The following is a 14,351-nucleotide window of genomic DNA, read 5'->3' as shown; positions in this document are numbered from 1 at the left end:
TCATGCAAATTACGACTCCTGATATTGGTGTAGATAAAGCAACGGTCGCTGAGATTTTAGTGAAAGTCGGCGACAGCATTAGCGTCGATGACAGCATTGTGTTGTTAGAGTCTGACAAAGCCTCTGTTGAAGTGCCAAGCACTTCGGCAGGCGTGGTGAAAAGCATTGCAGTCAATCTAGGTGACAGTGTTGCTGAAGGTGCTGTGCTGATCGAGTTGGAAGCAGAAGGTCAAAGTACTGCTACCGTTGAGCCAGTACAAAATGCAACTGAAGACCAAGCAGCAGAACCAACTCCGGTTGTGGAAGCAGAACAAGCTGCAGCAGCACCTGTTGCAGCCAATGCTCCTCAGTCGCAAAGTGTCGATGTGCAAGTCCCTGATATTGGCGTAGAAAAAGCTACGGTAAGTGAGATTTTGGTCTCTGTTGGTGATGAGATTGATGTTGATCAAAGTATTATCGTGGTGGAATCAGATAAAGCGACAGTCGAAGTCCCAAGTACTGTATCAGGCCGTGTCGAATCGATCACGATCAGCGCTGGCGATGTAGTGAAAGAAGGTGTAGTGATTTTAACGGTGAAAACGGCGGCTTCATCTGCTGCGGTTGAATCGGCTCCTGTGCAAGAAACTGCACAGCCTGTTGCTGCACCTGTTGTTGCAGAAGCAGCACCAGCGCCGTCTACGGCTGCGGCGTCTGGACCTGTTGAAATTGCAGTGCCTGACTTAGGTGTTGATAAAGCAGCAGTGGCTGAAATTTTAGTCGCTGTGGGTGATGTGGTTGAAAAAGACCAAAGCATCATCGTGGTGGAATCAGACAAAGCAACGGTAGAAGTGCCAAGCTCTACAGCTGGTAAAATCACCGCGATTCATGTCCAGTTAGGGCAAAGTGTCTCTGAAGGCGTCGCTTTAGTGACGATTGAAGCTGAAGGTCAAGCTGTTGCAGCACCCGCGCCAGCAGCGAAACTTGCACCAGCTTTAGCACAGCCTGCGACAGTTGCACCTAAAGCTGAAAGCAAAGTTGAAGCAGCAGCACCGCAACTACAAGGCGCAGATAAGCTCACCAAAGAGCAAAATGCTGCCAATGCCAAAGTGTATGCAGGTCCGGCCGTTCGTAAGCTTGCACGTGAATTGGGTGTGGTTTTAGCAGAAGTCAAAGCATCTGGTCCGCATGAGCGTTTAATGAAAGAAGATTTATTCGCTTATGTGAAAACCCGTTTGACCACTCCGCAAGCTGCACCTGCAGCGCAAGCTGTGGCACAGGTTTCAGGTTTGCCGAAGTTGCCAAGTTTTGATGCTTTTGGTGGTGTCGAAGAGAAAGTTTTGACGCGTTTACAACAAGTGTCGATCCCGCAATTGTCTTTAAACAACTTTATCCCGCAAGTGACGCAGTTCGATGCTGCGGATATTACCGATCTTGAAGCTTGGCGTAATGATTTAAAAGCTAACTTTAAGAAAGAAGGTATTGGCTTAACCATTATGGCTTTCATCATCAAAGCAGTGGCTTATTTGTTGAAAGAAGAGCGTGAATTTGCAGGTCATTTGTCTGATGATGGCAAGTCAGTATTGTTACGTAATGAAATCCATATGGGGATTGCCGTTGCCACGCCTGATGGTTTGACCGTGCCTGTACTGCGTAATCCAGATCAAAAATCGATTAAGCAGATTGCAATTGAGCTGGGTGAACTGAGTCAAAAAGCACGTGACAAAAAACTATCGCCAAAAGATCTACAAGGTGCGAATTTTACCATTACCAGTTTGGGTTCAATTGGTGGCACGGCATTTACACCGTTGGTCAACTGGCCACAGGTGGCGATTTTGGGTATTTCACCTGCAACCATGCAGCCAGTATGGAATGGTGAAAGCTTTGATCCACGTTTGATGCTGCCGCTGTCATTGTCATACGATCACCGTGTGATTAATGGAGCGGACGCTGCACGTTTTGCCAATAAACTGACGAAGCTGCTCAAAGATATCCGAACTTTATTGATCTAATCTGACCTGTTTAAGTTTCAAAATGAACCCTGCTTTGGCAGGGTTTTTTTATGGCGTGGTGGTGGTGGACTGACAAAGCCAATCAGGAAGTTCAATGGGTGAAGGGTAGAGCTTTAATGCCGAGTTTGCGTTGAGGTTATAGGTAAGTGGAAGCGTACGATGCGGGTGCGCCGTCGACCAAAGCTTATGTCGTAAATGTTCAAAGCGTTGGAAGTCTTTTAAAAATAAGCCCCAAAACTTTTCATAATGCTCAAGTTCTTGCACATGTTGATGCTGATATGCATGTGTTTGACCGTGTTGGTGCTGAAAGTCATAGCCCATCAGCCAAATACGCTGCGGTTGAAAGAGATGTGCGAGTGAATAGGCTTGAAGGCCGCAATTATTACCATAAACAAAGTACGGTGAATGAAATAACTCCGCTTGCGTATCGATACGCACGGTTTTAAAGTTAATCACTTCATGTTCAGGATATGGACGGTTGTGACCTAAACCACATCCGCTAATGATGTCACCTTGAAAGCAGGCTTTGAGCATGGGTTGATAGTGTAACCACCACGCATAATCTGAATGATGGGCAATTTGAGCCTGAGGAAGTTGAAGAAAACTTTGATTACAGCAAATGATTAGCAGTTTTTTTGAGGGCTGAATGGTGGTTAAGTCAAAACTGAGCTGAGACGGGCCGCCTGCAATGATTAATACATCCTGCACATGCATATAGTGTTGAATAAATTCTTGAAATTTTTGATTATTGTTTTGCATATCAAATTGAGTCATCGAAAATTAAAATTGCGAAAACATGCATTCCTCGCTAGAATAGCATTACTTCATTGGGGAGTAGCCGCTTTTTACGCAAAGTAAAAAGGTGATGGTCAACATATTTGCTCTAAAACGAGCATGGTCATCATAGCAAAGAACCAAATGAGCTCTTCGTAGCTTTCTTTTGTTGGCAAGACCTTTGATTTATCACTCTGCACATTGGCTAGCAGGAGGGATAAGTCATCGGTATATGTTATTGCTAGCCAGAGAAATGCACCATGTTAACCGCTTTCTTCATTTCCCTTGCTGTTGTTGCCCTGTCAGAAATGGGCGATAAAACACAACTACTTGCCTTACTGCTTGCTGCACGTTTTCGTAAACCCGTTCCGATCTTAATTGCAATTTTCCTCGCGACTGTGGTGAACCACGGGGTTTCTGCTGTGTTGGGTCAATGGATTACCACTGTTTTAAGTCCAACCGTTTTATTGTGGATCGTTTCTCTGGGCTTTATTGCTATGGCGGTGTGGATGTTGATCCCCGATCAATTGGATGATGAATCTGAAAGTATCAATAAGTGGCAAAAATATGGGGTTTTCGGCGCCACTTTCGTTTTGTTCTTCTTGGCTGAAATTGGAGATAAAACCCAAATTGCCACAGTCGCACTGGCTGCACGCTTTGACAGTATTGGCTGGGTGACTTTGGGGACGACACTAGGCATCATGTTGGTTAATGCGCCTGCGGTATTTATTGGGAACAAGCTAGCTGAAAAACTACCGATTTCACTGATTCATAAAATTGGCGCCTTGGTATTCTTGGTGATTGGTTTGGTTGCATTGGCACAACACTATTTATTTTAAATACCAATCCCACCATATTAAAAAATACATGAAATCCTGAGTTAAAAACTCAGGATTATTCGCCAATAAATGAGACCCAATTCACTGATATTTCAGATAATATTGACTGAATATTTATTGTAAGTTTCCCTAAATAAATATATGTTATTCACCTATAGAATATATATTTTTTGATAAAAAATTTGGGGAATGGGAATGGCTTTCGAACGCACAACATCACAGGTACTTTATGATGATGGAAAGCATAAATGTATTAGCTTTACCAGTTTGGTAAAAGGCGAGGGCGTACAGGCGAACCAGTTCCTGATTTTGGATAATGAGCGCGCAGCAGTGCTCGATCCGGGTGGTGACTTGACCTATGTCCCACTGACTATGGAACTGAATAAATATACCCGTTTGACCAATCTTGACTATGTGATGGCCTCACATCAGGACCCAGACATTATTACCTCGATGCCACGTTGGTTGGTTTATACCGACGCCAAAGTGGTGGCATCTAAGTTGTGGGCGCGTTTCTTACCACATTTAAACTCTGCATTTATGAGTGACCGCATGAAAGGTAACTGGTTGGATCGTCTGATTGAACTTCCAGATCATGGTCAGGTGATTCCATTAGGCAACAGTCATTTGGTGGCTGTTCCTGCACACTTCCTACATTCGGTTGGTAACTTCCAATTTTATGACCCGATTGCCAAAATTTTATTCTCAGGGGATATGGGCGCATCTATGGTGGATGATGCCTCTAAACCTTTAGAAAATTTTGCCGCTCATATTCCTAAAATGAAAGGCTTCCATCAGCGCTATATGTGTTCAAACAAAGTGATCCGTCTGTGGGTCAACATGGTACGGACGATGGATGTGGAAATGATCGTACCGCAGCACGGCACGCCATTTATTGGTAAAGAACAGATCAACCAATTCTTAGATTGGATCGAAACCTTACAATGTGGTGTCGATTTAATGGATGAGACAGTTTTTACTTGCCCAGTATAATGACTTGAAAATTTCAAAAAATAATTGAGTTTGCAGATAACATTTTTTAATATTTTTCGTCCATAAAATAAGCTTTTAGATGACGAGAATAGATAAAAATGTTGTCTCAAATACCGACTCAGGATGCATGTTTAACCTGTGGAGCATGTTGTGCTCACTATCGCGTTTCTTTTTATTGGGCAGAAGGGCTAAATATGCCTGAACATTATACAGAACCTGTGACATCGGTGTATTCATGTATGGTGGGTACGAATCAGGCAAATCCACGTTGTATTGCTTTGGGTGGAGAAGTAGGCAAACAGGTGAGTTGTAACATGTATGAGGCACGTAGTTCATCTTGTAAAGAAGTTCAAATCGCCGATGAGCAATGTAATAAAGCACGCATCGCGCATCAAATGATTCCATTGATCAGTATTCCACTGCATGATGCTGAAAATGACGAAGATTTCGATCAAGTCAGTTAAGGCTTTATTTCCAGAATAAATTTATTGAAATCTAAGAGGTAGAGTCTTCGGATTCTGCCTGTATTGCACTGGATGCTGACCAACCCCCAGAGTATTCTTGCTGAAAACAGTATATTCGATGGTAAATATTGAAAACTCCGTAAAGAATTGCCGCAATTAAAATGAAAATTGAACGGAAATTTGTATATAATGGCTCACGGAAATTACCAGCGAGACTGTTATGTTGACCATCGTTCAAGAAGCCCTAACCTTTGATGATGTCTTATTACTCCCTGCCTATTCTACTGTTCTCCCAAAAGATGTCTCTCTTAAGACACGTTTCACACGTGGCATCAATTTGAATATTCCACTTGTTTCTGCTGCGATGGATACTGTGACTGAATCACGTATGGCGATTGCAATGGCGCAAAACGGTGGTATCGGTATCCTGCATAAAAACATGGATATTGCTGCACAAGCTGCAGAAGTTCGCCGCGTGAAAAAATTTGAAGCAGGTATGGTGAAAGACCCAATTACCGTTACACCAGAAACGACTGTACGTGAGCTGATTGCTTTAACTCAAGCAAATAACATCAGCGGTGTACCAGTGGTGAAAGACGGTCAAGTGGTGGGTATTGTTACTGGTCGTGACACTCGTTTTGAAACCAATCTTGAGCAACCTGTTAGTAACATCATGACAGGCCATGATCGTTTGGTGACTGTTCGTGAAAACGAATCAAAAGAAAACATCCAAGCATTACTTCAAAAGCACCGTATTGAAAAAGTCCTTGTTGTAAATGACAACAACGAACTGAAAGGTTTAATCACGGTTACTGATTTCCGTAAAGCTGAAAACTATCCAAACAGTTGCAAAGATGACTTAGGTCGTTTACGCGTTGGTGCTGCAGTTGGTACAGGTGCAGAAACACCAAGCCGTGTAGAAGCATTGGTGGAAGCGGGTGTTGATGCGATTGTTGTTGATACAGCACATGGTCACTCTGCAGGTGTAATTGAACGTGTACGTTGGGTAAAAGCCAACTATCCACAAGTTCAAGTGATTGGCGGTAACATCGCGACTGGTGATGCAGCACTTGCATTATTAGATGCTGGCGCAGATGCAGTGAAAGTGGGTATTGGCCCAGGTTCAATCTGTACTACACGTATTGTGGCTGGTATTGGTATGCCGCAAATCTCTGCGATTGACAGCGTTGCCAATGCACTAAAAGATCAAATTCCATTGATTGCAGACGGTGGTATCCGTTTCTCTGGTGATATGGCAAAAGCGATTGGTGCCGGTGCGAGTACCATCATGGTAGGTTCATTGATGGCGGGTACAGAAGAAGCACCGGGCGAAGTTGAATTCTTCCAAGGTCGTTACTACAAAGCGTATCGTGGTATGGGTTCATTGGGTGCGATGGCAGGTGCTACAGGTTCTGCTGACCGTTATTTCCAAGACTCAAAAGCAGGCGCTGAAAAACTTGTACCAGAAGGTATTGAAGGTCGCGTACCGTACAAAGGTCCAATGGGTAACATCGTTCATCAAATGATGGGTGGTTTACGTTCATCTATGGGGTATACCGGTTCTGCGGTGATCGATGACTTACGTAAAAATGCACAGTTTGTCAAAATTACTGCGGCAGGTATGTCTGAATCTCACGTACATGACGTGACTATTACTAAAGAAGCACCAAACTACCGTGTTGGTTGATATTTAGTAGCTTTTAGCCGAAAAGGCCGTCATTAATATGACGGCCTTTTTGTTTTTGGTGTAAAGTATTTGCAGTAAAAAGTGATGATTAAGATCACCATTAAGAAGTGAGTACAACATGAGTTATTTTGGTACAGATGGCATTCGTGGCAAATTCGGTGAATTGCCTATTACCCCTGAATTTGCATTAAAACTAGGATTTGCCGCAGGTAAAGTATTAAAACAATACAGTAAAAAAGCAAAGCCCATCGTTGTACTAGGTAAAGATACCCGATTATCGGGCTATATTTTAGAGTCAGCATTACAAGCCGGTTTAAACGCAGCAGGTGTTTATGTTCATTTGTTGGGTCCATTACCTACACCCGCAATTGCCCATTTAACTCGTGCATTACATGCCAGCTTAGGCATCGTGATCTCGGCGTCGCATAACCCTTATTTTGATAATGGCATTAAGTTTTTCTCGAGCGAAGGTAAAAAATTGCCGGATGAAATTCAAGAAGCCATTAACAAAGAACTTGAAAATGACTTGGTGATCGAAGACCCTGCAAACTTAGGTAAAAGTGTGCGTGTAAAAGATGCCAATGGTCGTTATATCGAGTTTTGTAAATCAACCTTCCCGTACCATTTTGACCTGACAGGCTTAAAAATTGTGGTGGACTGTGCCAATGGTGCAGCCTATAGCGTCGGCCCTTCGGTGTATCGTGAACTCGGTGCAAAAGTGATTGCGCTGTTTAACGAACCGGATGGTTTAAACATCAATAAAGACTGTGGTTCGACACATCCTGAGTTTTTACAAAAAGCAGTGGTTGAACATCAGGCAGATTTAGGGATCGCTTTTGATGGTGATGCCGACCGCGTGATTATGGTCGATAAAAACGGTCAGCAAATTACTGGTGACCATATTCTGTATATTTTAGCCACTCAAGCGAGTCAAAAACCTGCGGGTATCGTGGGTACCGTGATGAGCAATATGGCGCTTGAAATTGCTTTAGATCAAGCCAAAGTGCCGTTGCTTCGTGCCAAAGTTGGTGACCGCTATGTTCTACAAGGCCTAGAAGAAAAGGGCTGGGTAACGGGCGGTGAACCATCAGGTCATATCTTGACTTTGGACAAGAGCACCACAGGTGATGCGATCATTGCTTCACTTCAGGTGTTAACGGTGATGGTTGAGCAAGGTAAAGCTTTGCATGAATTGGTGGAAGGGTTTGAGTTATTACCAAATGTCTTGGTGAATGTTCGCTTGGCTGCGATGTTTGATCCCTACGCCGTACCTGCACTGGTGAGCGAGTTTGAAAAAGCTGAAGCTCAGCTTAAAGGGCGTGGTCGCATCTTGATTCGTAAATCAGGCACAGAGCCGGTCATTCGTGTCATGGTTGAAGGTAATGACCTTGAAGAAGTCACCGCATTGGCAAATCATTTGGCCGATGCTGTTCGTGCCAATGCAGCTTAAATCAAGAGGGGAAATTGCATGAATGATGTGATTAAGGACTTAAGTGAACTGCGTTTAACTTATCAAAAAGGTGAGTTGCATGAAGATCAGGTGAACCGTGATCCGCATGAGCAGTTTTTATTATGGTTTAACCATGCCTTAGAAGCACAATTGCATGAACCCTATGCCATGTCTTTGGCGACGGCAAATGCCCAAGGTCGTCCGCACGTGCGGACGGTCTTGTTGCGCGGTGCGACCCATGCAGGTTATGACTTCTACACCAACTATGACAGTCAAAAAGGCAATGATCTGCTCGATAATCCTTATGCAGAATTATTGTTTTATTGGCAAGAGCAGGAACGTCAAATTCGGGTCAGTGGTCGTGTGGAAAAGATATCTCTAGAAGAATCGACAGATTATTACCATAAGCGACCGCGTGATAGCCAAATTGCAGCGCACATTAGCACCCCACAAAGTGGTGTTATTGCCAGCCGTGAAGAATTACAACAGCGATTCCAAAATTTGCATGATCAAGTGGAAAGCAAAGACGTATTGGCGAAACCTGAGTTTTGGGGTGGCTATCGTTTAGTTCCGGATTATTATGAATTTTGGCAAGGCCGTCCGAATCGTTTACATGACCGCTTGAGTTATAAACTACAGGATGGTCAATGGGTTTTACAGCGACTGATGCCATAAATGTCTAAACTTTTAATTCAACAAAGACCCTATTTGACGCGCCCTGAAGATATTCAGGGCGTTGCCCCGTTTATTGCTGATTTATTGGCACGTCGCGGGGTTTCTTCCGCACAAGAGCTGGAATTGAAGCTTAAGCACTTACATGCGCCAAACTTAAAGGGTTTAGAGCAAGCGATTGAAATAATCGATCAAGCAATTGATACTCAAAAGAAAATCGTCATTGTTGGTGATTATGATGCCGACGGTGCGACCAGTACTGCATTGATGGTCTTGGCACTGCGTGATATGGGCGCGGATGTTGAATATCTGGTTCCAGATCGTTTCAAATATGGTTATGGCCTGACACCCGCCATTGCCGATTTGGCCTTCGTGAGCTTTACACCAGATGTGCTGATTACGGTCGATAATGGTATTTCGAGCCATGCTGGTGTAGCGCAGGCACAGGCACATGGTATGCAGGTGATCATTACCGACCATCACCTAACCACAAAGGAAACACCACTAGCAGAAGCGGTGGTAAATCCGAATCAGTTCGGATGTGAATTTCCAAGTAAAGCCTTGGCTGGCGTAGGTGTTGCATTTTATGTGTTGGCAAATTTGGCCAGTATGCGTAAAAAAAATGCTAAATCCACAGCCAACCTCAGCCAATATTTGGACTTGGTGGCCTTAGGCACTTATGCCGATGTTGCAAGTCTAGATTTGAATAATCGGATTTTGATCGATGCTGGTTTGAAGCGGATTCAGCAAGGGCTATGTCGTCCAGGGATCAGTGCATTATTGGATATCGCCGGCCGTGATCCCGCACAGTTAAAAGCACAGGACTTGGGCTTTGTGGTCGGCCCACGACTCAATGCAGCTGGGCGGATGGAGACCATGGATATTGGGATTGAGTGTTTGATTGCGGCGGATTTAAGTACGGCTTATCCGATTGCGCAGCAGTTGAATCAACTCAATATTGAAAGACGCCAAGTCGAAGGGCAGATTAAACAGGAAGCTCTGGCTGAGTTAGAACATATTCAGCTTGATCAGGATAACTTACCTGCAGCCTTGATCATGTTCGAACAGCATTGGCATCAAGGGGTGATTGGGATTGTTGCAGGGCGTTTGAAAGAACAATTTCATAGACCTGCAATCGTCTTTGCCGCAGATGAGGATGGCGTACATATTAAAGGCTCTGCGCGTTCTATTGAAGGTATTCATATTCGAGACAGTATTGAGCGTATTGGTGAATTACATCCGCATTTGGTGAGTCATTTTGGCGGGCATGCTGCTGCGGCAGGACTAACCATTCAAAAGCAGCATTTTTCTGAATTTAAAACCGCTTTTGAAGCACTCATCGCTGCGCAAGATGAAAATTTATTTCAGGCCACTATTTGGACAGATGGCGAATTGCCCGATTCGGCCATTAATGTCGAAACCGTCGATCTTTTGCAAAATTTAAGTCCATGGGGACAAAAATTCCCTGCACCGGTCTATGAAGGCCTATTTAAAGTTTTAGATTATCGTTGGTTGAAAGATGTGCATCTGAAATTAAAACTTGCTTTAGATAATGGCTTAATGGTGGACGCAATTGCATTTAATGCGGCAGAAAAATATGAATTTAATCCTATGCAAGATAAAATCCGCTTGGTCTACGAACTCGATAAAAATGAATTTAGAGGAAATGTCAGTGTTCAATTGAGAGTTCTACACTTGGCTCAATAAATTCTATTTTTACAGGCAAATAAAAAAACCGCTCAGAAGAGCGGTTTTTTTATGGTTTTGACTTCAATGGATTAGAAGCGGTATTTCGCTGCTACACCAAATGAATTGTAGTCATTGTTGCCAACTTCACCGAAACCAACACGACCTTCAAGGCTCACTTGTTGGTTGAAGAATTTACGTGCATTGATCCCTACTTCGTTACGATCAGTGACATCGTTGTTGTAGTAGTCAGCACCAACACTGAATGTTTTGTCGATGAAGTAATCCGCTGCTAGATTGAATTCATCTAGATCACCGAATGCTGCACCCGCTTCAAGGTTGATGTCTTTACCATTGCTTAGTGTAGTGACATATTTTGCACGAAGTGTTGGATCTACACCGTCGTCATCGTCATTGTCCCAACCTTTTAGACCGGCAGCAACTAAGAAACCAGGTGCAGGAAGGTAACCCACTTCAGCTGCATAATAAGTTGTATCGTTGTCTACTGTGCCGAATGCAGTGTCAACTTCGACATTATTACGGCTTACATCACCAGATACATAGAAATCTGAGTTTGGTACGAAGTATTCGATACCTACGCCATAAGTATTGTCGTCAACATCGCCACGGTCAGCGAAAGTTGCATGTGCATTTACGTTACTTGCACGGTTTAAGAATGCAGCTTCTGCAAGAGGAGCGTTACGAGTTTGAACAGGGTTGAAGTAATAAGTACCGTTTACACCAAATTCACTGCCAGAGCTTCCATTATCTGGGTCGATGTAACCAGCTGAAGCGCCCACTTCTGCTTGATAAGCATGAGCTGTACCTGTAATAGCAAGTGCAGAAAGAAGTGCTGAAGCAATTGCGAGTTTTTTCATGGAAACTACCCCTCTAAATTGTTTGGCTAAATTTAATACATTTTTTGTTACAAGTTTTAGTCTAGAGAATTTTTAAAGATGGTCAATCGCTGCAAAGTTGCAGAACTGTGTATTCGGTAATTTTATGTAATTTTAATTATTTAAGATATTGAAAAATATATAATTATTATTAATGTTTTGTTTTATTAAAACTGTGTAGATATTATGAATTTGTAGATTATTTGGTCAATAACTGGACTTTTTTTAAAGTAAATATTACATCCAAAAGAAAAAAGCACCTCAAAATTGAGGTGCTTTTTTAATGCAAATTTCTAATTCAAACGAAATTAGAAACGGAAAGTTGCATTGATGTTGAACGCTTGAACGTCATCACCAAAACCAACTTGACCACCGATTGCTAGGTTCGGGTTAAGGAAGTATTTTGAACGGATAGCGAAGTAATCCGTGTCTTCATCACCATCATCTTCGATGTTGTAAGATGCACCAATGCTAAAAGCTTGGTCGAAGTAGTAGTCTGCACCAATCGTAACAGAGTCTAAATCACCAAAAGCGCCATCTGCCTCTAGGTTGATGTATTGACCATTGTTCAACGGCGCAACATATTTTGCTTTAACAGCAAAACGGTTGTCTTCGTCTTCATCATTGTCGCCTTGATAGCCATCAATACCAACAGCAAGTAAAAGGTTAGAGACAGGTAAATAACCTACTAATGCGCGGTATGTTGTTGAATCATAGTCCTCGCTTGCTGAAATACCAGCAACTTTTACTTCAGCTTTTTCTTCTTTGTAGCCTAATTCACCATTAAAGTAGAATTGTTCAAAGAAGTATTCAGCACCTAATGAAATATGGTGGCTGTCATATTCTGCTTTGCCTGCAAGCGGACCTGAAACAGGAAAATAATCTGATACATCAACTGTTTTTGTATCTAAATATTGATAGCTATATTTAGCATAAATATTGCTGTTATGACCTAAAAATGCAGCTTCGTTTAATGGGCCATTTTTAGGGTTTACTGAGTCTAAATATAACGTGCCTTGTAAGTTGAACAATCCGTTTGAATCTACGATGTCATTGTCCCAATCTGTATAAGTAAAACCGCCATCAACTTGACCATCATAAGCAAAAGCTGATGAAGTGATAACAGCTAACCCTAGTGCAAGTAATGTCTTTTTCATAAAACCCTCGAAACATTATTGTTGTAAATAAAATGTAATAAATAGTAACGCGAGCGTATTGTTCATATTATGTGCATTGAAGTCAATGATTTGGATGATCAATCTGGCTGAATCTGTGCAAATTCTCTGTGATATAATAGGCGGCTATTTAAGCCAAATTTTTTGATTGAGAGTAATTCACGTGGAAATTAATCCGTATCTATTACAGCTAAAAGACTTAAACGACCGTGGTCAAACATTACGGGGGTATCTTTGACTACGATCTGAAAAAAGAGCGTTTAGAAGAGGTTCTACGTGAGCTGGAAGACCCAGCAATTTGGAATGATCAAAGCCGTGCGCAAGCAATGGCAAAAGAAAAAGGTGAACTCGAAAACGTCATTAACGTGCTCGAAGGGCTTTCAACTCAACTAGAAGATGCCCAAGCGATGCTGGATCTTGCGGTTGAAGCAGAAGAAGAAAGCTTACTTGCGGATGTGCAAGCAGAGTTAACTTCAGCGGAAGCAGAACTTGCGAAATTAGAATTCCGTCGTATGTTCAGTAATCCGATGGACCCGAACCCATGCTATGTCGAAATCCAAGCAGGTTCTGGTGGTACTGAAGCACAGGATTGGGCATCCATGTTACTGCGTATGTATCTACGTTGGATTGAACGTCATGGCTTTAAAGCAGAAGTGATGGAAGAGTCTGATGGTGATGTGGCAGGGATCAAGTCTGCAACCATCCGTGTAGAAGGTGAGTATGCATATGGTTGGTTACGTACAGAATCTGGTGTACATCGTTTAGTCCGTAAGTCACCTTTTGACTCGGGTAACCGTCGCCATACTTCATTCTCAGCGGTTTTTGTATCGCCTGAAATTGATGACAATATTGAAATTGAAATCAATCCAGCTGATGTACGCACTGATACCTATCGTGCATCTGGTGCGGGTGGTCAGCACATTAACAAAACAGACTCTGCGGTACGTTTAACTCACGCTCCAACAGGGATTGTGGTGGCTTGTCAGAACCAACGTTCACAGCACGCCAACCGTGACCATGCATGGAAACAGCTACGTGCAAAATTGTACGAACTTGAAATGCAAAAACGTAATGATGCGGCACAAGCGTTGGAAGATACCAAGTCAGATATCGGTTGGGGCAGCCAAATTCGCTCATACGTTTTAGATGACTCGCGTATTAAAGACTTACGTACCAGTGTGGAAAGTTCAAACACCGGCGCAGTACTTGATGGTGATTTAGATAAGTTTATTGAAGCCAGCCTCAAACAAGGTTTGTAATTTAAATTTATATAGAAAACAAAGTTCTATCTGTTCTTGATCAATATATCTAAAAAAATCGATATAAAAATCGAAAAAATACGATATAGTGTATTCAAGATGCTGAATAGAACTTTGTTGTCCAAATTTTTATTTAATTAAACCCGTTTAAATTATGGATATTGATTTAATTTTTAAAGCACTTGCCAATCCGACTCGACGTCAAATCTTGGAATGGTTAAAAACACCTGAACAATTTTTGTCAGAAGAACAATGTGGCGGCTTTAATCGTGGTGTATGCGCTGGCAATATCGAAAAACTCGGTAATGTTTCGCAGTCTACGATGTCTAATCATTTGTCTGTGTTACAACAGGCGGGCTTAATTCAAGCCGAGAAATATGGTCAATGGTCGTATTTTTCACGCAATGAAGAACTCATTCAGCAATATATTGATTATCTGCAGAACTCACTTTAAATCATTTTTTGCAT

The 14,351-nt window shown here is 42.5% G+C and carries 13 protein-coding genes and 1 riboswitch; of the genes, 10 read left to right on the top strand and 3 right to left on the bottom strand.

The genetic code is table 11. The features are described from left to right. Positions 1-2: 2 nt before the first annotated feature. Entirely contained in the window at positions 3-1,988 is a 1,986-nt protein-coding gene (locus tag LXF01_RS15750) for a 2-oxo acid dehydrogenase subunit E2 (protein WP_233944694.1), read from the top strand. A gap of 48 nt (positions 1,989-2,036) precedes the next feature. On the opposite strand, the gene LXF01_RS15745 is transcribed toward LXF01_RS15750, so the two are convergent. Beyond that, a complete protein-coding gene (locus LXF01_RS15745) occupies positions 2,037-2,747 on the bottom strand; it encodes a methyltransferase type 11 (RefSeq protein WP_233944693.1) in 711 nt (236 codons plus the stop codon). Between the two features lie 58 nt (positions 2,748-2,805). After that, positions 2,806-2,949: riboswitch (yybP-ykoY riboswitch) on the top strand. A 73-nt stretch (positions 2,950-3,022) separates the two neighbouring features. Between LXF01_RS15745 and LXF01_RS15740 the strand changes: the two genes are divergently transcribed. The 7 genes from LXF01_RS15740 to recJ all read left to right on the top strand — a co-directional run bounded on the left by LXF01_RS15740 (position 3,023) and on the right by recJ (position 10,574). Continuing rightward, positions 3,023-3,601: a TMEM165/GDT1 family protein gene (locus LXF01_RS15740; protein WP_233944692.1), complete on the top strand. Its 579-nt coding sequence runs from the start codon at positions 3,023-3,025 to the stop codon at positions 3,599-3,601. Positions 3,602-3,796: 195 nt separating this feature from the next. Further along, positions 3,797-4,594 (top strand): MBL fold metallo-hydrolase, encoded by a 798-nt coding sequence (locus tag LXF01_RS15735; RefSeq protein ID WP_078190564.1) that lies wholly within the window; start codon positions 3,797-3,799, stop codon positions 4,592-4,594. Between the two features lie 98 nt (positions 4,595-4,692). Further along, positions 4,693-5,058, top strand: a complete 366-nt coding sequence (locus tag LXF01_RS15730) for a YkgJ family cysteine cluster protein (RefSeq protein WP_078193208.1) — start codon at positions 4,693-4,695, stop codon at positions 5,056-5,058. Positions 5,059-5,278: 220 nt separating this feature from the next. After that, positions 5,279-6,745: an IMP dehydrogenase gene (guaB, locus tag LXF01_RS15725; protein WP_078190562.1), complete on the top strand. Its 1,467-nt coding sequence runs from the start codon at positions 5,279-5,281 to the stop codon at positions 6,743-6,745. A 118-nt stretch (positions 6,746-6,863) separates the two neighbouring features. Further along, positions 6,864-8,195 carry a phosphoglucosamine mutase gene (glmM, locus tag LXF01_RS15720; RefSeq protein WP_111884469.1) on the top strand — a complete coding sequence of 444 codons (1,332 nt, stop codon included), beginning with the start codon at positions 6,864-6,866 and terminating at the stop codon, positions 8,193-8,195. A gap of 18 nt (positions 8,196-8,213) precedes the next feature. After that, positions 8,214-8,870 carry a pyridoxamine 5'-phosphate oxidase gene (gene pdxH, locus LXF01_RS15715; protein ID WP_180002691.1) on the top strand — a complete coding sequence of 219 codons (657 nt, stop codon included), beginning with the start codon at positions 8,214-8,216 and terminating at the stop codon, positions 8,868-8,870. After that, positions 8,871-10,574, top strand: a complete 1,704-nt coding sequence (gene recJ, locus LXF01_RS15710; protein WP_233944691.1) for a single-stranded-DNA-specific exonuclease RecJ — start codon at positions 8,871-8,873, stop codon at positions 10,572-10,574. A gap of 71 nt (positions 10,575-10,645) precedes the next feature. Here the strand turns inward: recJ and LXF01_RS15705 are convergent, their stop codons facing one another. Next, positions 10,646-11,431, bottom strand: coding sequence for a putative porin (locus tag LXF01_RS15705; RefSeq protein ID WP_180131179.1), 786 nt, complete (start codon positions 11,429-11,431; stop codon positions 10,646-10,648). A 326-nt stretch (positions 11,432-11,757) separates the two neighbouring features. Further along, positions 11,758-12,606, bottom strand: a complete 849-nt coding sequence (locus LXF01_RS15700; protein ID WP_233944690.1) for a porin — start codon at positions 12,604-12,606, stop codon at positions 11,758-11,760. Between the two features lie 181 nt (positions 12,607-12,787). Between LXF01_RS15700 and prfB the strand changes: the two genes are divergently transcribed. Further along, a protein-coding gene (prfB, locus tag LXF01_RS15695; protein WP_111884474.1) for a peptide chain release factor 2 occupies positions 12,788-13,883 on the top strand; the annotation gives its coding sequence in 2 pieces (ribosomal slippage) (positions 12,788-12,859 and positions 12,861-13,883; 1,095 coding nt in all). A 154-nt stretch (positions 13,884-14,037) separates the two neighbouring features. Further along, the gene (locus LXF01_RS15690) at positions 14,038-14,337 is read left to right on the top strand and encodes an ArsR/SmtB family transcription factor (protein WP_078190555.1); all 300 of its coding nucleotides are present in this window, start codon (positions 14,038-14,040) and stop codon (positions 14,335-14,337) included. Positions 14,338-14,351: the final 14 nt, after the last annotated feature.

This window comes from Acinetobacter sp. SH20PTE14 (genome assembly GCF_021391555.1).
Classification (GTDB): Bacteria; Pseudomonadota; Gammaproteobacteria; order Pseudomonadales; family Moraxellaceae; genus Acinetobacter; species Acinetobacter amyesii.
Note: the sequence above shows the minus strand (reverse complement) of the source record. Positions and strands in the feature narration are given on the sequence as shown.

Bases quoted from the DNA above. Each gene is read 5' to 3' on its own strand.
- LXF01_RS15690 (WP_078190555.1), top strand. From the start codon at position 14,038: ATGGATATTGATTTAATTTTTAAAGCACTTGCCAATCCGACTCGACGT.
- LXF01_RS15740 (WP_233944692.1), top strand. From the start codon at position 3,023: ATGTTAACCGCTTTCTTCATTTCCCTTGCTGTTGTTGCCCTGTCAGAA.
- glmM (WP_111884469.1), top strand. From the start codon at position 6,864: ATGAGTTATTTTGGTACAGATGGCATTCGTGGCAAATTCGGTGAATTG.
- LXF01_RS15700 (WP_233944690.1), bottom strand. From the start codon at position 12,606: ATGAAAAAGACATTACTTGCACTAGGGTTAGCTGTTATCACTTCATCA.
- LXF01_RS15735 (WP_078190564.1), top strand. From the start codon at position 3,797: ATGGCTTTCGAACGCACAACATCACAGGTACTTTATGATGATGGAAAG.
- LXF01_RS15705 (WP_180131179.1), bottom strand. From the start codon at position 11,431: ATGAAAAAACTCGCAATTGCTTCAGCACTTCTTTCTGCACTTGCTATT.
- LXF01_RS15745 (WP_233944693.1), bottom strand. From the start codon at position 2,747: ATGCAAAACAATAATCAAAAATTTCAAGAATTTATTCAACACTATATG.
- LXF01_RS15750 (WP_233944694.1), top strand. From the start codon at position 3: ATGCAAATTACGACTCCTGATATTGGTGTAGATAAAGCAACGGTCGCT.
- pdxH (WP_180002691.1), top strand. From the start codon at position 8,214: ATGAATGATGTGATTAAGGACTTAAGTGAACTGCGTTTAACTTATCAA.
- guaB (WP_078190562.1), top strand. From the start codon at position 5,279: ATGTTGACCATCGTTCAAGAAGCCCTAACCTTTGATGATGTCTTATTA.
- LXF01_RS15730 (WP_078193208.1), top strand. From the start codon at position 4,693: ATGTTGTCTCAAATACCGACTCAGGATGCATGTTTAACCTGTGGAGCA.
- recJ (WP_233944691.1), top strand. From the start codon at position 8,871: ATGTCTAAACTTTTAATTCAACAAAGACCCTATTTGACGCGCCCTGAA.